19 protein-coding genes and 1 pseudogene are annotated in these 19802 nt (G+C 69.5%); 13 read left to right on the plus strand and 7 right to left on the minus strand.

Annotated elements, in window-relative coordinates; all coding sequences use genetic code 11:
* Positions 1-41 precede the first annotated feature (41 nt).
* From DI276_RS19895 to DI276_RS19905, 3 genes are read left to right on the plus strand one after another with little or no spacing between them, the layout of a single operon-like run.
* On the plus strand, positions 42-506 hold the full coding sequence (locus tag DI276_RS19895) for a YbaB/EbfC family nucleoid-associated protein (RefSeq protein ID WP_112265509.1): 465 nt from the start codon (positions 42-44) through the stop codon (positions 504-506).
* Positions 507-513: 7 nt separating this feature from the next.
* A complete protein-coding gene (locus DI276_RS19900; protein ID WP_112265511.1) occupies positions 514-1986 on the plus strand; it encodes a WXG100 family type VII secretion target in 1473 nt (490 codons plus the stop codon).
* Entirely contained in the window at positions 1983-3155 is a 1173-nt protein-coding gene (locus DI276_RS19905; protein WP_112265513.1) for a hypothetical protein, read from the plus strand. The genes DI276_RS19900 and DI276_RS19905 overlap by 4 nt, the downstream gene beginning before the upstream one ends.
* Here the strand turns inward: DI276_RS19905 and DI276_RS19910 are convergent.
* The 4 genes and pseudogenes from DI276_RS19910 to DI276_RS19920 form a co-directional block, all read right to left on the minus strand.
* On the minus strand, positions 3146-3505 hold the full coding sequence (locus DI276_RS19910; protein WP_112265515.1) for a VOC family protein: 360 nt from the start codon (positions 3503-3505) through the stop codon (positions 3146-3148). The genes DI276_RS19905 and DI276_RS19910 overlap by 10 nt on opposite strands.
* Positions 3502-3849, minus strand: coding sequence for an MmcQ/YjbR family DNA-binding protein (locus tag DI276_RS19915; protein ID WP_232836769.1), 348 nt, complete (start codon positions 3847-3849; stop codon positions 3502-3504). Before DI276_RS19915 ends, DI276_RS19910 begins: the two co-directional genes overlap by 4 nt.
* A 79-nt stretch (positions 3850-3928) precedes the next feature.
* Positions 3929-4090 (minus strand): annotated as a pseudogene (locus DI276_RS53425) (DUF6939 family protein); the annotation flags it as partial.
* A 52-nt stretch (positions 4091-4142) separates the two neighbouring features.
* Positions 4143-5033 (minus strand): DMT family transporter, encoded by an 891-nt coding sequence (locus tag DI276_RS19920; RefSeq protein ID WP_232836770.1) that lies wholly within the window; start codon positions 5031-5033, stop codon positions 4143-4145.
* 22 nt (positions 5034-5055) lie between these two features.
* On the opposite strand from DI276_RS19920, the gene DI276_RS19925 reads away from it, so the two are divergent.
* From DI276_RS19925 to katG, 3 genes are all read left to right on the plus strand, one after another.
* Positions 5056-6450 (plus strand): aminotransferase-like domain-containing protein, encoded by a 1395-nt coding sequence (locus DI276_RS19925; RefSeq protein ID WP_112265521.1) that lies wholly within the window; start codon positions 5056-5058, stop codon positions 6448-6450.
* A gap of 80 nt (positions 6451-6530) precedes the next feature.
* On the plus strand, positions 6531-6965 hold the full coding sequence (locus tag DI276_RS19930) for a Fur family transcriptional regulator (protein ID WP_112265773.1): 435 nt from the start codon (positions 6531-6533) through the stop codon (positions 6963-6965).
* Between the two features lie 18 nt (positions 6966-6983).
* The gene (gene katG, locus DI276_RS19935) at positions 6984-9215 is read left to right on the plus strand and encodes a catalase/peroxidase HPI (RefSeq protein WP_112265523.1); all 2232 of its coding nucleotides are present in this window, start codon (positions 6984-6986) and stop codon (positions 9213-9215) included.
* 446 nt (positions 9216-9661) lie between these two features.
* Here the strand turns inward: katG and DI276_RS19940 are convergent, their stop codons facing one another.
* Positions 9662-10276 (minus strand): DedA family protein, encoded by a 615-nt coding sequence (locus DI276_RS19940; protein ID WP_232836771.1) that lies wholly within the window; start codon positions 10274-10276, stop codon positions 9662-9664.
* Between the two features lie 194 nt (positions 10277-10470).
* Here DI276_RS19940 and DI276_RS19945 point away from each other — a divergent pair, with 194 nt between their 5' ends.
* The 7 genes from DI276_RS19945 (at position 10471) to DI276_RS19975 (ending at position 18608) form a co-directional block, all read left to right on the plus strand.
* Positions 10471-11595, plus strand: a complete 1125-nt coding sequence (locus DI276_RS19945; RefSeq protein WP_232836772.1) for a sensor histidine kinase — start codon at positions 10471-10473, stop codon at positions 11593-11595.
* A complete protein-coding gene (locus DI276_RS19950) occupies positions 11586-12230 on the plus strand; it encodes a response regulator transcription factor (protein ID WP_112265529.1) in 645 nt (214 codons plus the stop codon). The genes DI276_RS19945 and DI276_RS19950 overlap by 10 nt, the downstream gene beginning before the upstream one ends.
* A 71-nt stretch (positions 12231-12301) precedes the next feature.
* Positions 12302-13336 carry a heme/hemin ABC transporter substrate-binding protein gene (locus DI276_RS19955; RefSeq protein ID WP_112265531.1) on the plus strand — a complete coding sequence of 345 codons (1035 nt, stop codon included), beginning with the start codon at positions 12302-12304 and terminating at the stop codon, positions 13334-13336.
* A gap of 128 nt (positions 13337-13464) precedes the next feature.
* On the plus strand, positions 13465-14967 hold the full coding sequence (locus DI276_RS19960) for a glycoside hydrolase family protein (RefSeq protein ID WP_112265533.1): 1503 nt from the start codon (positions 13465-13467) through the stop codon (positions 14965-14967).
* Between the two features lie 29 nt (positions 14968-14996).
* A complete protein-coding gene (locus DI276_RS19965; protein WP_112265535.1) occupies positions 14997-16328 on the plus strand; it encodes a hypothetical protein in 1332 nt (443 codons plus the stop codon).
* 42 nt (positions 16329-16370) lie between these two features.
* Entirely contained in the window at positions 16371-18053 is a 1683-nt protein-coding gene (locus DI276_RS19970; RefSeq protein WP_112265537.1) for a flavin-containing monooxygenase, read from the plus strand.
* Positions 18054-18089: 36 nt separating this feature from the next.
* Entirely contained in the window at positions 18090-18608 is a 519-nt protein-coding gene (locus DI276_RS19975; RefSeq protein WP_112265539.1) for a pyridoxamine 5'-phosphate oxidase family protein, read from the plus strand.
* Here DI276_RS19975 and DI276_RS19980 read toward each other — a convergent pair.
* Together DI276_RS19980 and DI276_RS19985 are read right to left on the minus strand one after the other, a co-directional pair.
* Complete coding sequence (locus DI276_RS19980; protein WP_112265542.1) at positions 18601-19395, minus strand: Rossmann-fold NAD(P)-binding domain-containing protein; 795 nt, start codon at positions 19393-19395, stop codon at positions 18601-18603. The two genes, DI276_RS19975 and DI276_RS19980, sit on opposite strands and share 8 nt — an antisense overlap.
* Complete coding sequence (locus DI276_RS19985; protein ID WP_198680760.1) at positions 19392-19775, minus strand: nuclear transport factor 2 family protein; 384 nt, start codon at positions 19773-19775, stop codon at positions 19392-19394. Before DI276_RS19985 ends, DI276_RS19980 begins: the two co-directional genes overlap by 4 nt.
* Positions 19776-19802: the final 27 nt, after the last annotated feature.

The following is a 19802-nucleotide window of genomic DNA, read 5'->3' on the forward strand; positions in this document are numbered from 1 at the left end:
GTTGCTAGCGTGTGCGGCGACCAACTGGGGAAGGGGTCGCCGTGTCTGACCGCAGGGCACATCTGGAAGAGAAGATCAGGGCTTTCCAGGAGCAGGCCGCGAGGGCCGGCCAGCTCAAGGACAAGATCTCGGAGCTGCGCGGGCAGGCCCGCAGCGGCGACGGCGCCGTGACCGTCACCGTCGCGCCGTCCGGTGCCGTGCTGGGCCTGCAGCTCAGCCCCACCGCGATGAAGTACAGCCACACGCAGCTGCAGCAGGAGATCCTCGCCACCATCCGGGCGGCGACGCAGCAGGCCGCGCAGATGCTGCAGGACACCGTCACGCCGGTGCTGGGTGACCAGGCAGAACGCTTCAAGGACGCGTTCAACGCGCACTCGAACGTGATGATGCCCGAGGCACCCCAGCCGGTGGCACCGCCTGTGTCGCATCCCGCACCGGGGAACCGTCCCCGTCCCGCGCCAGTCTCAGAGGACGACGACTTCGGCGGCAACTCGATCCTGAGGTGATGGGGGCATGACGGGATTCCAGGTGCAGGGCGGTGCCCTCACAGCGCACAGCTCCGGTTCGAAGGAGGCCGCCGGCCACTTCGGACAGTTGGCGACCCTGCTCGAACAGGCGCGGGTGAGCGACGACTGCTTCGGCCCGCTCGGCGAGCTGCTCGCGTTCAAGTACTTCGAGGGCCTGCAGGAATGCCAGGACATGGCCAACAAGGCCAAGGGCTTCCTGGAGGGCGTGGCCGAGCGCACCGACCAGACCGCGCAGACCTACCGCGACGTCGAGGACGCGATCCACCAGGGGCTGCAGAAGTTCAGCTCCGGCGGCGGGCCCGGGTCGCTCGCGGACCTGAACAGCGCGGGCAATGCGAACCGCAAGAGCAGCTTCGAGCAGAACGCCGGCTACGGCAGCTCGTGGGTCAGCACGGGTGGCGACATCTCGCGGGCCGGCAGTCCGCCGGACGTGGCCATCGCCGCGGTCAACGCGCGCATGGAGCAGCTGCAGTTCGTGATGAGCCCCGGCCAGTCGTTCATCGACAACGGCCTCGGCTTCCTGATCGGCATCGTGATCAGCCCCATCGTCGAGCTCGTGCTCGAACCCGCGATCGGCGACCCCGAGCAGATGCGCAGCACCGGCACCGGCTGGGGCAAGGTCGCGGACTGGGTGCAGCAGACCGGCGAGCACGAGAAGAACCGCGCCGCCGCGACGTCACAGCCGTGGACCGGCCAGGCCGGCGACAAGTTCCGCAAGCAGATGGACGAGTTCGGCGCGGGCGCGGAGGCGTTCTCGAACGAGATCCGCGGCCTGCAGCAGATGCTCGAGCTCGCCGCCGACCTCTTCGACGCGTTCGTCGAGATCTGCATCGACATCCTGCAGGAACTGGTGATGGGCCTGATCATCGAGTGGCTGGCCGCGCTGGCCGCCTCGTGGATCACGGCCGGTGCCTCGATGGCCGCCGCCGGCGTCGCCACCACCGCCCAGGTCGGCGGCACCATGGCGCGCCTCGGCATGAAGGTCAAGCAGCTGCTGGGCAAGCTCAAGCCGTTGATCGACAAGCTCGAGGACATCCTGCAGAAGCTGCGCAAGGGGCCGTTGCGCAAGCTCGTCGAGAAGGCCGAGGGCATGCGCGACGGCAACATGGCCGAGAAGTTCCTGATGCGCAAGTTCGACGCCAATCCGCTGGCCAAGATCGTCACCAAGGCCGACCCGGCGACGATGGCCTCGAAGACCGGCAACCGCTTCGCCGGGCGGTTCGGCGTTGACGGTCCGGGCTCCGACTCGCTGACTACGAACCTGACCGAGGCCGGCCTGCGCATGGCCGGCATGAGCGGCACCACCCACGTGCCGACCGCCGTCACCAAGGGCGTCATGGAGAACGCACCCGGCCTCGCGATGGAGCAGGGCATCAAGTACGGCTACAACAAGGGCCAGGACCCGTCCTCCGACGAGGAGCGTTCTGATGCCATGAACCGAGGGTTCGAGTACGAGTGATCTTCTCAGCACCTCTCGGCCCAGGCCACGTCGCCCGGCAGCACGTCTGCCGGGCCGGCGAGTCCCTGGTCTGGGCGATGTACCGGCAAACGTTCTACTACGCCGTCGACGGCCTGGACCGCCTGGGAGCACCGAGCCGGTCGCTGCTCACCCGCGGTGCCTCGGCGGTGGGCCGGGGGATGGGCGACCTGGCGCTGACCTTTCTGGCCGGCGGCGGGGATTCGGGCGACGACAAGTCTCCTGCCGCTGACCACCTGGCCTTCGGCCCGACCGGAGAGTCGCTCGCGGTTCGCGCACTGTCGCGGTTCGAGCCCGGCACCCGCTCGAACCGCTTGTGGGCCTTGACCTCCGAACGGCTGGTGATCGCCCAGCGGGTCGTCGCCGCGGAGGCACCCGCGTCGGGGGATTCGAAGTCGTTGCTGGGCAAGGCGATCGGGTTCGGCAAAGACATCGGCAAGATCCTCATGGACAACCGGCTCAAGTTCGGCGAGCACCTCGAGGGCGAGCCGGTCGCGGTGCCGGAGCACCAGGTGGTCGTGGAGGTTCCGCGCGCCCAGATCGCCGACGTCCAGTCGTCCGGTTCGGTGCTGCGGGTGGTGTTGGTCGATGGTTCGGGGTTCGACTTCCTGCTCGAACCCCGGGTCGCTGTCCAGGACAAGGTGGTCGCGAAGGAGCTGACGAAGTTCTGGCTGCGCCGCGGTGAGAACCTGGAGCTGGGCCTGGCCCCGGTCTTCGGGTACGTGGGCGGCGTGGTTGGCGGGTCGGTGCACGTGCCCTGGAGCCCTGTCGGCGAGATGCCCCCGCTGAAGCTGGACACACTGCGGTGGCCGTTGCCTGCACCCCCGTCACCGCCGGACTGGATCGACGACCCGACGCTCGGCTACTGGCTGGAAGGGCCTGCCCCGTCGTGCGCCGCGGTGCGACTGGCCGACCACTTCGCGTTCGCCCGCGGCAACGCGCGGCTGGCGGTGAGCGACCAGCGGGTGGCCGTGGTGTATCCGACGCATCTGTTCGAAGCCAAGCCCGCCACCGTCGTCACGACGTTCGCGGAGATCCCACGCAACGCCGTGCGGCTGGAAACCTCTTCCGCCGGGGCAAGTCTGCCGGCGGCTCCCGTGGTCAGGCTGACGTTCGCGGACGGATCGCGCCTCGACGTCCGTCACCCCTGAAGGGCTTCCCACAGACAGAGCACGCTGCCCTCGCTGTCCTTGACGTACTGCGAGAACCCGAAGTCGCCAACGCGCTCCTTGGCGTTGAGCAACGCGCCGCCCGCCTCGACGACCTTGGGCGCCACGTCGTCGATGCTCGGCACCTCGATGATCAGCACCGGCCCCTGCACGAACTCGGTGCGCGGCGAGATCCCGCCATCGCTGTCCGCCGGATCCACGGGCTCGCCATCGGTGTCGACGAGCACGTACTCGAACGGCAACTGCTGCGCCGACCACCCGAAGACATCGCGGTAAAAGGCCGTCGCACGCTTCAGGTCGTCGGCGGGCAGCTCGAACTTGACCCTGGTCATCGCGCGAGGTCCGGAACCTGGGCGACCAGCTCTTCCGGCGCCGACAACCGCCACGCCTCGAACACCAGCTCAGCGAGCTCGTCGGCCTCGATGCCCTCCAGGTACACCACGACCCAGCCGAACCCGCCCGCCGTGAACTGCACCTCGAACACGTCCGGCCGCTCGGCCACCAGCGCCAGCTGTTCCGACAGCGTCTGCTTCAACCCGACCGTCTGCGTGCGCGGCCAGAAGTAGCCGAACACCTTGCCCCGCACCTTCAAGGTGTCGTACTGGTTCCCGGACGTGCGCTGCACCTCGGCGAGCGCGTCCACGATCTTGCGGAGCTGCTTCTCCGATGTCGCCACTGCCGACCCCCAAAAGCCGAAGACGAGCAGTATAAATCCGGTCATTCCGCCCGGTCAGACACGTGCGGCGACTCGTGGTGCCTGGTGACATCGGGACCGGGATGTCGCCGTGCGGGTAGAACGGGCTGAAGCGCACCCACGGGTCCTGGCCGCGCGAAGTCACGTCGACAACACCGCGTCCTGGCGGGTCAGTTTCCGGCGCTTGCTCGCCACTTCGATCGGCACAGGTCGAGGATGGCAGGAGGGTCTGACAATTCCGGGCGTCCTGTTCCCCGGCGTCCTGTTCCCCGGCGTCAGCGGACCGGCTGTGGCTCCGTCACCGTCTGCGGTGTGACTCGGCTGCGCTGGGTCAGCACCACGCAGACGACGACCACCGCGGCGGTGGTCAAGGCCGGCCAGCCGACCGGTTCACCGAGCACCGCGGCGGACCACATGAGGGTCAGGACCGGTTGGGCCAGCTGGATTTGGCCGATCTTGGCCACACCGCCCGCGGCCAGGCCCGCGTACCAGGCGAAGAAGCCCAGGAACATCGAGATCAGGGCCACGTAAGCGAAACTGGCCCAGACGACCGGGGTGGCTCGGGAGAAGTCGGCTGTGTGGACCGAAATCGGGATCGTCACCGGCAGCGAGACGACCAGGGCCCAGCAGATCGTTCGCGCGCCGCCCAGTTCGCGGGAGAGTGCGCCGCCCTCGGCGTAACCCAAGCCGCACAACACGACCGCGATGAACAGGTAGGCGTCGGCCAGGCTGAGGGAGCCGGAGAAGCCGCCGCCGGTGGCTACGAAGGCCAGCACTGCCAGCAGGCCGGCGCCGCTCGCCAGCCAGAACGCCGGTGGCGGGCGTTCGGAGGCTCGCAGGACCGCCCAGATCGCCGTGCACATGGGCAGCCCGGCGATCACGACGGCGCCGTGGGCCGAGGTTTGGGTGGTGAGGGCGAGCGAGGTGAAGAGCGGGAAGCCGACCACGATGCCGAGAGCGACGACGACCAGGCGGCGGACCTGCGTCGCCGAGGGCAGCGGGGCGCGCGATAACGCGAGGTAGGCGATCGCCAGCAGGCCCGCCACCAGCGCGCGGCCGAACGCTACGAACCACGGGTCCAGGCCCGCCACTGCCAGGCGGGTTGCCGGGAGGGAGAAGCTGAAACCCAGCACGCCCAGCGCGCCGAGTGTTACCCCCGCTGGCACGATAACGTTACTCTTGGCTCTCATGAATGAGGATAACGCAGCCGTCCGCGTTATCGAGGACCTGAGAGCTGCCGCACAGGCCGGACGTGCTGGTGATCGCATGCCCTCGGTGCGCGAGCTGATGGCTCGGCATCGGGCCTCGCCCGCGACGGTGCAGCAGGCGATCCAGCGCGTGGCGGCCGAAGGGCTCGTCGAGGTGCGGCCTGGGCGCGGCAGCTTCGTGGCCCCGCGCACGACGACGACCAGCCAGGACCTGTCGTGGCAGGCCGTCGCGCTGGGCGAGGGCCGGCCCGGTGAGGACCTCGTGGCGAACCTCCTCGCGGTGCCCAGGCCCGAGGTCATCCCGCTCACCAGCGGGTACCTCGACCCGGACCTGCAGCCGACGGACGCGCTCGGGGCCGCGCTCAGCCGGGCGGCGCGGCGGCCCGCCTCGTGGGGGCGGGTGCCGGTCGAGGGCAAGGACGAGTTGCGCGCGTGGTTCGCGAAGGAGGCGGGCGGCGAGCTCAGGGGCGGGGACATGACGGTGTGCGCGGGCGCGCAGGAGGCGCTCGCGACGGTGTTTCGCGGGCTTGGTGATCGTGGCGACGCGGTGCTCGTCGAGTCGCCGACTTACCTCGGTGCGATCGCGGCGGCGCAGGATGCCGGGCTGAAGGTCGTGCCGGTGCCGGCGGACCAGGACGGGGTGCGGCCGGACCTGCTGCAGGCCGCGTTCGAGCGCACCGGCGCGAAGCTGTTCTACTGCCAGCCGTTGCACGCGAACCCGCACGGTGCCGTGTTGTCCGAGGAACGGCGGCCCGAGGTCATGCGGATCATCCGCAGGGCCGGCGCGTTCCTCGTGGAGGACGACTGGGCGCGCGGGTTCACCATCGACGGCACCGCGCCGCCGACGCTGGCCTCGCTGGACACCGACGGGCACGTCGTCTACGTGCGGTCGCTGACCAAGGTCGCCGCGCCGGGGCTGCGCGTCGCCGTGATCGGGGCGCGCGGGCCGGCGGGCATCCGGTTGAAGAACACGCGGTCCAAGCAGGACCTGTACGTCGCGGGGCCGTTGCAGGAGGCGGCGATCGACTTCGTGACGTCGCCGGTCTGGCGCCGGCACCTGCGCACGCTCCAGCAGTCCTTGAGGACCAGGCGCGACGCTCTGGCGCGCGCGGTTCGCGAGCACCTGCCCGAGCTCGAGGTCGCGCGGTCGTCCGGCGGGCTGCACCTGTGGGCGAGGCTGCCGGACGGCGTGGACGACCTGGAACTGACGGCGGCTGCCGCGGCGCGCGACGTCGTCGTGTTTCCCGGCCGGTCGTGGTTCGCCGCTGAACCGCAGGGCTGTTTTCTCCGTTTGACCTACGGCGGAGCACCTGAGCACGTGCTCGCCGAGGGCGTGCGGCGGCTGGCCGACGCCGTGGCCGCCGTGCGGCGCTGATCGGTTCGGGTGACCGGTTCGGGTGAATGGCATCGTTCGTTAACTTGACTCACTCCAGAAAAGACGGCATGGTGTGTCCCGTGCCCACGGCTTCCGACTTCGAGCGCATGTTGCGTGGAGCGTCACTTCGGGTGACGGCTCCGCGGATAGCTGTGCTGTCCGCGGTGCACAGCCACCCGCACGCCGACACGGACTCGATCATCGGTGTCGTGCGTCAGAACCTCGGCGCGGTCTCCCATCAGGCTGTGTACGACGTGCTCCGGGCTTTGACCGGGGCCGGCCTGTTGCGCCGCATCGAACCTCAGGGCTCCGTCGCGCGGTACGAGGCGCGCGTCGGGGACAACCACCACCACGTCGTGTGCAGATCCTGCGGCTCGATCGCTGACGTCGACTGTGCTGTCGGCGCCGCGCCCTGCCTGGACGCATCCGACGACCACGGGTTCGTCATCGACGAGGCCGAGGTCATCTACTGGGGCACCTGCCCCGAGTGCACGACCGCCGCGAAAAGTTCCTGAACACCCGGAAGGATTCCCGTGTCCGACAGCACTGACGCCAAGCTGAGTGAGCTGAACGTGGAGGAGGCGGGCGGCTGCCCGGTCGCGCACGGGCGACTCAGCCATCCCACCGAAGGCGGCAGCAACCGCGACTGGTGGCCCAAGCAGCTCAACCTGCGGATCCTGCGCAAGCACCCCGTCCAGGCGAACCCGATGGGCGGTGAGTTCGACTACGCCAAGGAGTTCCTCACCGTCGACCTCGACGAGCTGGCGCGCGACGTCGACGCCGTGCTGACCGAGTCGAAGGACTGGTGGCCGGCGGACTTCGGGCACTACGGCCCGTTCATGATCCGCATGGCGTGGCACAGCGCGGGCACCTACCGCACCCACGACGGCCGCGGTGGCGCCGGCGCGGGCATGCAGCGCTTCGCTCCGCTCAACAGCTGGCCGGACAACGGCAACCTGGACAAGGCCCGCCGTCTGCTGTGGCCGGTCAAGAAGAAGTGGGGCAAGAAGGTCTCCTGGGCCGACCTCATGATCTTCACGGGCAACCGCGCGCTGGAGACCATGGGCTTCGCGACCTTCGGTTTCGCCGGTGGCCGCGCGGACGTGTGGGAGCCGGACGAGGACGTGTACTGGGGCCCCGAGACCGAGTGGCTCGGCGGCGACGCCCGCTACAGCGGTGAGCGCGACCTGGAGTCCCCGCTGGCCGCGGTCCAGATGGGTCTGATCTACGTCAACCCCGAGGGCCCGAACGGCAACCCGGACCCGCTGGCCGCCGCCCGCGACATCCGCGAGACGTTCGGCCGCATGGGCATGAACGACGAGGAGACCGTCGCGCTCATCGCCGGTGGCCACACCTTCGGCAAGGCGCACGGTGCCGGCGACCCGTCGCTGGTCGGCGCGGAGCCCGAGGGCGCGCTGATGGACTCGCAGGGCTTCGGCTGGATCAGCACGCACGGCTCCGGCAAGGGCCGCGACACGATCACGTCCGGCCTCGAGGTGACCTGGACGCAGCAGCCCACCAAGTGGACCGGGCTCTTCTTCCAGAACCTCTTCGCGTTCGAGTGGGAGCTCACCAAGTCGCCTGCCGGTGCGCACCAGTGGAAGCCGAAGGACGGCGCCGGCGCCAACACCGTGCCGGACCCCGAGGACGGCACGCTCAACCGCACGCCGATGATGCTGACCACGGACCTCGCGCTGCGGTTCGACCCGATCTACGAGCCGATCTCGCGCAAGTTCGCGGAAAGCCACGAGGCGTTCGCGGACGCCTTCGCCCGCGCGTGGTTCAAGCTGACCCACCGCGACATGGGCCCGATCCAGCGCTACCTCGGCCCGCAGGTGCCGCAGGAGGAGCTGATCTGGCAGGACCGACTGCCGGTGGTCGACCACGAGCTGGTCTCCGCTGAGGACGTGGCCACGCTGAAGGCCAAGATCCTCGAGACCGGTCTCTCCGTCTCGCAGCTGGTCAAGACGGCGTGGGCGTCCGCCTCGACGTTCCGCCAGAGCGACAAGCGCGGTGGCGCGAACGGTGCCCGCATCCGCCTGGAGCCGCAGCGCAACTGGGAGGTCAACGAGCCGGCCGAGCTCGCCCAGGTGCTCCGCGCGCTGGAAGGCGTGCAGGAGGCGTTCAACAGCTCGGCGACCGGCGGCAAGAAGGTCTCGCTGGCCGACCTGATCGTCCTCGGCGGTGCCGCGGCGATCGAGCAGGCCGCCAAGGCCGCCGGCCACTCGGTGGAGGTGCCGTTCCTCCCCGGCCGCGCCGACGCCACGCAGGAGCAGACGGACGCCGAGTCGTTCGCGGTGCTGGAGCCCGTCGTCGACGGCTTCCGCAACTACGGCAACAAGGCCACGCCGCTGCCGTCGGAGTACCTGCTGATCGACAAGGCCAACCTGCTCGGCCTCTCCGCGCCGGAGATGACCGTGCTCGTCGGCGGCCTGCGCGTGCTGGGCGCGAACCACGGTGGTTCGCAGGCCGGTGTGCTCACGGCCAAGCCGGAGACGCTGACCAACGACTTCTTCGTCAACCTGCTCGACATGGAGACGGAGTGGAAGTCGGTCACCGAGGACCAGGAGAACTTCGAGGGCCGCGACCGCGCCACCGGTGCCGTCCGGTGGACCGGCACCCGCAACGACCTGGTGTTCGGCTCGAACTCCGAGCTGCGCGCCGTCGCCGAGGTCTACGCGAGTGACGACGCGTCGGAGAAGTTCGTCGCGGACTTCGTCCTGGCGTGGAACAAGGTCATGAACGCGGACCGCTACGACGTCTGATTTTCGGGACGTTTCCGGTACCCCAGGCTTTTTGGCCTGGGGTACCGGCGTTTTATGCGGGGCTCGGGGACAGCTCTGCCTTTGCGCACGCCGGTCTCCTTTGTCGTGGACGGGGAACGGTTGCGCGCTGCTCGTTCGTCCACTTCGGACGGTCTGTGATCGTTGCCGGGGCTGGTCGACGTGCGCGCATAACGGGATGGAGACGCCTGGCGACGCCCACTCGCACGTGGTGTTCCGGCAGCACGTGCTGGCTGATCTGCCGCGGTTGGCTCGGAGTCAGCGGTGGCTGGGCGCGCCTGGGCGGTTCTTTCCCGGCTGCGGCAGACGGGTTTCCGAGAACGAGCTGCCCGCGGCGGCGGCCGGAGGAGGCGGTCGGCTACGACGCGCATCCGCGCGAGGACCCGTCGGTCCTACCAGGCCCAGGCGGATTGTGTTGCGCGGCAACGTCATCGCCTGACACGCGGAAGCACCTCCGTCGCCTCCGGGTCGCCCTTCGTGCGTTGACGCAGCCGGGTGACGACGAAGAGGACGAGCGCGCCTGCCACGGCCACGAGCACGAGCTTTTGGAAGACGCCCGCGTAGGACTCGACGCGGTGCCAGTTCTCGCCCAGCAGGTAGCCGGCGCCCACGAAGACGGTGTTCCAGATCAGGCTGCCCAGCGTGGTGAGCGCTAAGAATTTCGGGAAGTTCATGCGTTCCACACCTGCGGGCAGCGAGATGAAGCTGCGGAACAACGGCACCATTCGGCCGAAGAACACGGCTTTGGTGCCGTGGCGGGTGAACCAGGCTTCGGTTTTGTCGAAGTCGGTCACCCTGACCAGGGGAATGCGGGCCACCAGGCGGCGGGTGCGGTCGCGGCCCAGGAGCAGGCCCGCGTAGTAGACGATGACGGCGCCCGCTACGGAGCCCAAGGTGGTCCAGAACAGGGCCGCTGGCAGGCTGAACACGCCTTTGCTCGCGGAGAAGCCGGCCAGGGGCAGCACCAGTTCGCTCGGGATCGGTGGGAACAGGTTGTCCAGGCCCACGACCACGGCGGCGCCCACGCCTCCGAGCGTTTCCATCAGGGCGATTGCCCACTCAGCCAGCATTGTTTTCGTCCCCTTGCCGAGGTGAATGAATTGGTCGGGGTCAACGCTAGGAATGGGGAAGGGCCGGCGCCATGAGGTAAACCGTTGAGAATTTTGTGGGAAACCACAGGGCGATACTGTGGAAAACCACAATGCCGGGGTGCTGCTGTGGCCAGTACGGTGGCGATGTGCACCAGGATGATCAGCTCAGCGCCGGCTCGGTGGTGCGCAGGTGGTTCCTGGCGTTCTACGGCGTGCTGGTGGGGTCGCTGACCGCGGTGCCGGACCTGTTGCTGTCGGTGCTGGGCGTCGGCGTGGTCAGGATGACCGGGGTGGAGCTGCGGCGGATCGCGCGGTACGGCGGTTCGGTGCACCTCGATCCGCTGACATCGCTGCGGTGCAGGCGTTATCTGGGCGTGCGGTGGGTCGTCGGCGGCATGGGCGCCGGCGTGGTGCTGATGTTGCTGCTCTACGTCACCACGGCGCTCTCGATGCTGACGGCGTGGCTCTTCGACGGGAGGTGGGGCCTGGTCAGGGACGGCGACGAGGTCAGCACCCAGCTGATCGCGGTGGCGGTGTTGCCGGGTGCCCTGCTCATCTTCGTCACGCTGGCGGGCATCAGCGGTGTCGCGGTGCTGGACAGGTGGCTCGCCACCAGGATGCTCGGGACGGATCCGCAAACGCTGTTGCGGCAACGGGTTGCGGAGCTGACCAGCACGCGGGCCGAGGTGATCGAGGCGATCGACGACGAGCGCAGGCGCATCGAGCGCGACCTGCACGACGGGGTTCAGCAGCGGCTCGTCGCGCTCGGCATGTTGATCGGCAGGGCACGCCGGGCCAAGGACGACGAGCAGCTGCAGCAGTTGTTGCGGCAGGCGCACGAGACGGCCGGCGAGACCATCCACGAGCTGCGTGAGGTCGCCACGCGGGTCTACCCGGCCGTGCTCGACGACTCCGGACTGGCCATGGCGCTGGAGGCGCTCGCGGACCGGGCCGGCGTGCGGGTGGAGGTCGTCAACACGCTGGAGAAACCGCCCGGCGCCGCGCTCGCGGCGGTGATCTACTTCGTGGTGTCGGAGGCCGTCAACAACGCGGCCAAGCACGCCGACCCGTCGCTGGTCGAGGTGTGCGTTTGGCGGGAAGAGGACGACATCAAGGTGCAGGTGCGGGACAACGGGACGGGCGGTGCGGACGCGAGCGGCACCGGGCTGTCGGGGCTGGCCCGCCGGGTCGCGGCCGTCGACGGGTACTTCGAGGTGACCAGCCCGCTCGGCGGTCCCACCACGATCTCCGCGAGGGTGCCGTGCGGGTGATTCTGGCCGAGGACTCGACGCTGCTGCGCGAGGGCCTCATCCGGTTGCTGGGCGAGGAGGGCCACGAGGTCGTCGCCGCGGTCGGCACGGCGCCGGAGCTGCTGAAGGCGACCGAGGAGCTCCAGCCGGACATCGTGGTCACGGACGTCCGGATGCCGCCGGACCACAAGGACGACGGCATGCGCGCCGCGCTCACGATCCGGGAGAGGTGGCCGAACGTCGGCGTGCTCGTGCTGTCGCAGTACATCGAGAACAGGTACGCCACCGAGCTGATCACCAGCACCAGCAGCAAGGTCGGCTACCTGCTCAAGGACCGCGTGGCCCAGGTCGACCAGTTCCTGGAGGCGCTCGACCGGGTCGCGGCGGGCGGTGCGGCGTTCGACCCGGAGGTCGTGCGCAGGCTGCTGACCAGGACCACCCAGGTCGACCCGCTCGAAACGCTGACCCAGCGGGAGAAGGAGGTGCTGGAACTGATGGCCCAGGGCCTCACCAACGCGCGCATCTCCGAGCACTTGCACATTTCGCAGAGCGCCGCGGAGAAGCACATCAACGCGATCTTCGAGAAGCTCGGGCTCGCCGCCTCGTCCGGCCTGAGCCGCCGGGTGATGGCCGTCGTCCGCTTCCTGGGCAGCTAGTGGAACTCGACGATGCCGTTGTGGTGCCGGGAAAGGTCCGCGAACACCCTCCCCTGGGCTAAGTTCAGGACGTGAGGGTCGGGGTGGCTGTGCTCACACTGGTGCTGGCGGCGGGATGTACCGGGCCGGCCGAGCAGAACACGCCCGAACGCACCAGACCTCCGCTGGAGCAGCTCGAACCGGCCGAGGACCCCAGGCAGAAGACGGGTCCGAGCACCGCGACGGTGGCGGAGCCCGACATCGTCCCGATCAGCGACGTGGTCGTGCCGAAGCTGCCCACGACGGTCACCGACGCGCAGGACACCAAGGTCACGGTGACCAGCGCGGACCGGATTCTCGCGCTCGACCGGTACGGCACGCTCGGCGCGACGGTGTTCGGCCTGGGACTCGGCAACCGGATGGCCGGGCGCGACGCCTCGACCGGATTCCCCGCCGCGGCAAGGCTTCCGGTCGTCACGTCGAACGGGCACCAGCTCGACGTCGAGGCGATCGTCAAGTTGCGGCCGACCGTCGTCATCACCGACACCACGCTCGGGCCAGAGGGCGCCACAGAGCAGTTGCGAGCAGCCGGCATCCCCGTCGTCGTCATGGACTCGCGGCGCGCGGTCAACAACGTCGGCACGCTGACCCGGCAGGTCGCCGACGCACTGGGGGTGCCGGAAGAAGGTGAGCAGCTCGCGCACCGCACCACCGTGGAGATCGAGAAGGCCAAGATCGCGGCGCACCGGCTCGCGAACGACGCGGAGCTGCGCGTCGTGTTCCTCTACGTGCGCGGCCAGTCCGGCGTGCACCAGGTGCTCGGCCAGGGCACGGGCGCGGACGACCTGATCACCGCGGTGGGTGCGGTCGACGCCTCCGGGGTGCAGGGGGCGGCACCGGTCAGCCCGGAGGCGTTGGCCGAGGCGGCGCCGGACGTGATCCTGGTGATGTCGCAGGGACTCCGGTCCGTCGGCGGGGTCGAGGGCCTGATGAACGTGCCGGGAGTCGCGCAGACACCGGCCGGGCGGCACCGCCGGATCGTCGACATGAACGACGGCCAGGTGCTCGGCTTCGGACCGCTGACAGGCGCGGTGCTCGACGGCCTGGCCAGGGCGCTGTACACGTGAGATCACAGCCGGTGTGCGGACCGTCACAGACGTCCGCAACCAGCGCGCGACCCGGGAAAGCGGTCGTCGACCGGCCCCGTGATTCCGGACTTCACCCGTCTGGAGGACTTGATCACTATTATGAGTGAGTGCCCCTGAGTCGACCACACGCGCTGCTGGCCGCGCTCGCGCTGCTCAGCAGCGTCACGGCCTGCACCACGGCCGCGGCCGGCGACCCCGTTGGTGTTCCCTCGGAGCACGTCAAGCCAACCTCCACGACGAAGCCGCCACCACCGGCGCCGCTGCGCATCGATTTCCCGCTCTCGGTGGAGAACGGACGGCAGAGCCCCGGCGTCGTGGTCGCCGGTGTCGAGGACGCGGTCTACAACTACGCGCCCGCCGTGATGCTCGACGGCGGCAAGGTGCGCACGTGGTGGTGCAGCCAGATGGGCAGCGCACAGCCGGACGGCGACGACATCCTCTACAGCGACGGTCCCACCGCCGACGGCCCGTTCAGCACGGCGCGCGCGGTGCTGAGCGGCAGCGGTACCGGATTCGACGCCATGCACGTGTGCGACCCGTCGCTGGTCAAGATCGGCGACACGTACTACATGTATTACACGGCCGCGAACCGGGACAACCACGCGAACGGCAGCTCGGTCGGCGTCGCGTCCAGCAAGGACGGTCTCAGCTGGCACCGCGAGAACGGCAACCAGTCGATCATCACGCCGGCCGGCGACAACATCCGCGGGAACACCTACGGCGCGGGCCAGCAGTCGGCCGTCTACCTCGACGGCTGGGTGTACCTGATGTTCACGGACACCACCGGCCTCGCCTCGCACCAGAACGGCGCAGGTCAGTACGTGCTGCGTTCGCGCGACCCGCTGTTCACCAAGGGCGTCGAGGCGCTCGGCCCCCAGGGCTTCAAGCCGGTGACCTCGAACAACCAGCCCCGCACCCGGTCGGTGGTCGAGGCGTTCAGCTCGGACTGGATGTGGATCGACGCGGTGTCCGCGTTCGCCATCGCCCACTCGACCGACGGCGGCACGACCATCACGTTCTGGAACAAGGACTTCACCCGCCACCCCTTCAAACCGGTGGTGATCCCCGGCAGCTGGAAGGAAGGGCCGGGGCTGGTGCGCACGCCGGAAGGCCACGCGCCGGTCCACCAGAGCGACCCGTGCGGCCGGGTGCCGATCGACGTGCTGCGCGCCACCGGTGAGAGCGGGGGCTCGCCGACCAACATCGCCCACTTCGGCCTCGACGCGGTCGGCTTCCAGGGGTGCGCCACCATCGGCGAGGCGCGGGTGCTCGACGGCTTCGCGATGCCGTCCCCGGAACGCACGGCCGACGTGGTCGTGGCCGGGCAGGTGATCCGGTTCGAACGCCGCTCGGTGGCCGAGAAGTTCGCCCGCGGTGTGCTCACCACCCGCCCCAAGATCGCCGACTGGCTGAACCTCGCGGTCAGGATCCCGGCCGGCACGCCCGCCGTGCTCGGCCCCGACAACTCGATCGGGCTGGTGCTCGACAACAAGCTGTGGGCGGTCGGACCGCCGGCGGTGGCGACGCTCAACTCGTCCGCCATCACTCCCGTGTCCGCTGAGCAGTGGGCGCGTTACGAACGACCGTTGCCGGATCTCGTCCAGCGCTGACGGGTAGGTTCTCCCGCGAACGAACGGACATGGGGGACCGACAGGTGACGTTGACGGTGGAACGGTCGAAGACACTCGCGGACGGCGTGCTCCCGCTGCCGGCTGATCCCCCGCACGAACGGGCGTGGCTGGGTTTAGCGGGCGCGTTCCTGGCCGCGGTGGCGTTTCTGCTGCTCATCCCGGCCGGCTGGGCTCGGCTCGACCACCTGTGGGGCGAGGACGGCGCCAGATTCATGGTCGACGCGGTCCGCTTCCCCGCGCTCGGGAACCTGGTCACGCCGTACGACGGCTACCTGCACACGGTGCCGCGCCTGGTCGCCCAGGTGGTCGCGCTGCTGCCGATCGAGTGGACCGCCGCCGCCTTCGCGATCGCCGCGGCGATGCTGCGGGCGCTCGTGGCGTTGATCGCGTTCGCCGGCTCCCAGGCCTACATCAGGTCGGCGCCGTTGCGGTTCGCACTGGCCGCGCTCGTGATCGTGCTGCCGGTCGGCAACTCCGAGCCGTTGAACAACATGGCGAACCTGCACTGGTTCCTGCTCTACGGCGCGTTCTGGGCGTTGTTGTGGCGCAACGCCCCGCGTGTGCCGGTGGCGCTGTTCGTGTGCCTCGCCGCACTGTCCAGCCCGCTCGCCTTCATCCTGGTACCGATCGCGCTCGTGCGGCTCTTCTTGCCGCGCAAGGAAGTGCCGATCACGTTCCTCGCCGGGCTGGCGATCCAGGGCACGGTGATGCTGTTCGCCACCAGGAGGTCGTACTCGAACGACGAGGTCGACCCGGTGCAGGTGCTGCTGGCGAGCCTGCTGCGGGTGCCGGTGGCGGCTTTCACCGGCTCCGAGCGGGTCAGCGCGTTCTACCCGGCGCACGGCAACCTGGTCATCCTGGTGGCGCTGCTGCTCGTGGCGGTGCCGGTGGCGGCGGGCCTGTGGTTCGGCGACCGGGCCGGACGGACGCTGGTGCTGCTCGCCTGCGGGTACAGCGTCCTGATCATCGTCGCGTGCCTGGTGCTGAACTGGAGCCATCTCCTGCAGGTGCAGCAGCAGGAGGTCGTGATGAGCGGGCAGCGCTACAGCGTCCTGCCGTGCCTGTTCCTGTACACCGCGATCTTCGTCGGCCTTGACACGACGCCCGCGAAGCTCTGGGAACGTGTGGCGGTGGGCGCCGGCCGTTACGTCATCGGGATCGCCCTGGTGATCAGCGTCTTCACCCAGCTGCAGGTGCCGAGCTCCGTGCGGAACGGCATTCCGTGGCACGAGAGTCTCGCGCGGGCCCGCGCGGAATGTGCTGCCGGCGCCCAGGACACCCGGCTGGAGCATCAGCCGGACGGCTGGTTCTTCGTGGTGCCGTGCCGCTCAGTGGGTTGATGAAGCGCGCGAACCTGCCCGCTCTGGTCCACTCGAAGCGTGATGGTCAACGAGTGGTTGGAACGGTTCGAGTCCGCGCTGCAGGCCCGTGACGCCGACGCCGCGGCCGCGCTCTTCGCTCCGGACTCCTACTGGCGCGACCTGGTGGCGTTCACCTGGAACGTCAAGACGGCCGAGGGCCGCGACGCCGTGGCGGACCTGGTCAAGGCCTGCGACGTCGACGCGTCCGGGTTCCGCGTCACCGAGTCGCCGGTCGCGGCCGACGGCGTCACGGAGGCGTGGCTCGAGTTCGAGACCTCGGTCGGCCGGTGCCGCGGTCATCTGCGGCTGACCGGCGAGGGCGCGTGGACGTTGCTCACGACCCTGGAGGAGTTGAAGGGCTTCGAGGAACGGCGGCCCGTCTACGTCGAGCAGGAAGTCGCGCAGGAGCCGTACGTCGTGGTGATCGGCGGAGGCCAGAGCGGTATCGCGCTCGGCGCACGCCTCAAGCAGCTCGGCGTCCCCGCGCTCGTGCTGGATCGCCACGACCGCCCTGGCGACGCGTGGCGCAAGCGCTACCGGACGCTGACCCTGCACGACCCCGTCTGGTACGACCACCTGCCGTACCTGAAGTTCCCGGACCACTGGCCGGTCTTCTCCCCCAAGGACAAGATCGCCGACTGGCTGGAGATGTACACGCGGGTGCTGGAGATCCCGTACTGGCCCCGGTCCGAGGTCAAAGCCGTGTCGTACAACGACCGCTGGACGGTGACCGTCGACCACGATGGCGAGACCGTGCTGCTACACCCCGCGCACGTCGTGTTCGCGACGGGCATGGCCGGAAAGCCGAACATGCCGGCGTTTCCGGGTGCCGACGAGTTCGAGGGCGAACAGCACCACTCGGCGCAGCACCCCGGCCCGGAGCAGTACGCGGGCCGCAAGGTCGTGGTGATCGGGTCCAACAACTCCGCGCACGACATCTGCGCCGCGCTGGTCGAGCACGGCGCGGATGTGACGATGGTGCAGCGCTCGTCGACGCACGTGATCAGGTCGGAGACGTTGCTCGACCTGGCGCTCGGCGACCTCTACTCGGAACGGGCGCTGGCGGCGGGCATCACCACCGAACGCGCGGACACGTTGTTCGCCTCCCTGCCGTACCGGGTCCTGCCCGAGCTGCAACTGCCGGTGCAGCAACAGATCCGGGAACGGGACGCGGACCTGTACGAACGGCTGGCGCAGGCGGGATTCGAGGTCGACTGGGGCGAGGACGGTACCGGCCTGGTCATGAAGTTCCTGCGGCGCGCATCCGGCTACTACATCGACGTGGGCGCGTCCGACCTCGTCGCCGACGGTTCGATCAAGCTCGCCCGCGGCCAGGTCACCAGGCTGACCCGCACCGCCGTCGTGCTCGACGACGGCCGCGAACTGGACGCCGACCTGGTCGTGTACGCGACGGGCTACGGGTCGATGAACAGCTTCGTCGCGGAGCTCGGCGGCGCGGAGATGGCGGCACGGGTCGGCAAGGTCTGGGGCATCGGCTCGGACACCTACCGCGATCCGGGGCCGTGGGAGGGCGAGCAGCGCAACATGTGGAAGCCCACGCGGCAACCGGGACTGTGGTTCCACGGCGGCAACCTCGCCCAGTCGCGATATTTCTCGCGGTACCTCGCGCTGCAGCTCAAGGCCCGTTTCGAAGGGCTGCCGACGCCCGTGTACGGCCTCCAGGAGGTCCACCACCGGAGCTAGTTGTCGAAAACGCGGATCCCCGTTCGACGGTTGGGCATGACGAACTCGACTGCCAAGACCCGCAACCTCGACCAGTACGGCAACGCTCCCCTGCAGTGGAGCCAGGCGGAAGACCTGCTCGCCGCGGAGTCCGCGGCCAAGGACGTGCCGTTCTTCCTGAACACCGTGCGACCGGACGGGCGGCCGCACAGCGTTGGCATCGGCGCCGTCTGGTTCGAGGACGCGCTGCACTTCGTGAGCGGGCCGGGCACCCGCAAGTCGCGCAACCTCGCGGAGAACCCGGCCTGCACGGTGTCGGTGCGGCTGACCGGAATGGACCTCGTGCTGGAAGGCGACGCGCACCGCGTCACCGACGAGTCCACTTTGGACCGGATCGCCGCCAGGTACCGCGCGGCCGGCTGGCCGACCGAACGGGAGGGCCAGGCGTTCACCGCGCCTTACACCGCGCCGAGCGGTGGCCCGCCGCCCTGGTACGTCTACCGGATCTCGTTGCGGGCCGCCCACGCCGTGGCCTCCGTGGAACCTGGCGGCGCGACGCGGTGGACGTTCAGCTGAGGAACTCGCGCAACGACCGGGGTGGCCTGCCCGTCACGTCCTCGACGGTCGTGGTGACCCGGTCTTCCGCACCACCGCGGATGTCCTCGTCGAGCTGGGCGAGGATCGCGGCGAACTCGCGCGGCAGCGAAACGGCCAGCCGTTCGGTCATCTCCGCGGTGCTGACCGAGCGGTGCCGGACCGGGCGTCCGGTGACGTCGGTGATGATCGCGGCGGCATCGGCGTAGCTGAGCGCTGCCGGACCGGTGATCAGGTGATCCGTGTTGTGCGGCACCGGATCCAGCAACGCCCGTGCCGCCACGGCCGCGATGTCGGCGGCGTCGACGAACCCGACCCTGCCGTCCCCCGTACCGGTGACGATCTCGCCGGCCCGGACGCCGGCCGCGACCAGGTGGTCGCCGGTGAAGTTCTGCATGAACCACGACGGCCGCAACACGGCCCACTCCGGCATCGTCCGCACCAGTGCGGGGAGAGCGCCCATCCCCGTGGCGCTCTCCGTCGCACTCTCTGGCACCGCAGACGAGCTCAGCAGTACCACCCGCCGCACGAGCCGCGCTCGAGCGAGGAAAGACTCGACCACCGGCGCCGGGTCGGCAACTCCAACCGGCGGAATGAGGTAGACGCGGTCGACGCCCTCCAGCGCGGTGTCGAACGTCGCCGGGACGTCCCAGTCGAACCGGACGTGGTCGTCGCGCACCGGTTTCCTGGTGCCGATGCGCGCTTCGGGCAGCAGGGGCGCGAGCAGGCTGCCAGTCATGCCCGTACCACCGATGACCAGCACGCTCATGCCGCGAGCTCCTGCACGTTGAGCGGGTTCCAGTAGTCGCGGTACGAGACGATCTCGCCGTCGCGCGTCGTGATCACCGCTATGTACGAGAACCGGTACGGCTTGCCGGTCGCCACCACGATGCCCTCGGCGTCGAACTCGACCACGGCGACATCCTCGTCGACGCTCTGGTGCACGACCTGCTTCGGGAAGCCCTGGATGTCGAGCATCTCCGGGTAGTCGCGCAGGTGGTCCTCGATCGCCGCCCGACCCTCCAGCCTGGTCGGGTAACCGGGCGGGGCGAACGGGAACTCCATCACCCCGTCGACGGCCCACAGGCCCGCGAACCCGGCCATGTCCTTGTCCAGCAGCAGTTGCAACGCCCTCGGGATGAGATCCACGAGTTGTCCTCCAAACGAAATGGACGA

This window comes from Lentzea terrae (genome assembly GCF_003265345.1).
Lineage (GTDB): Bacteria > Actinomycetota > Actinomycetes > Mycobacteriales > Pseudonocardiaceae > Lentzea > Lentzea terrae.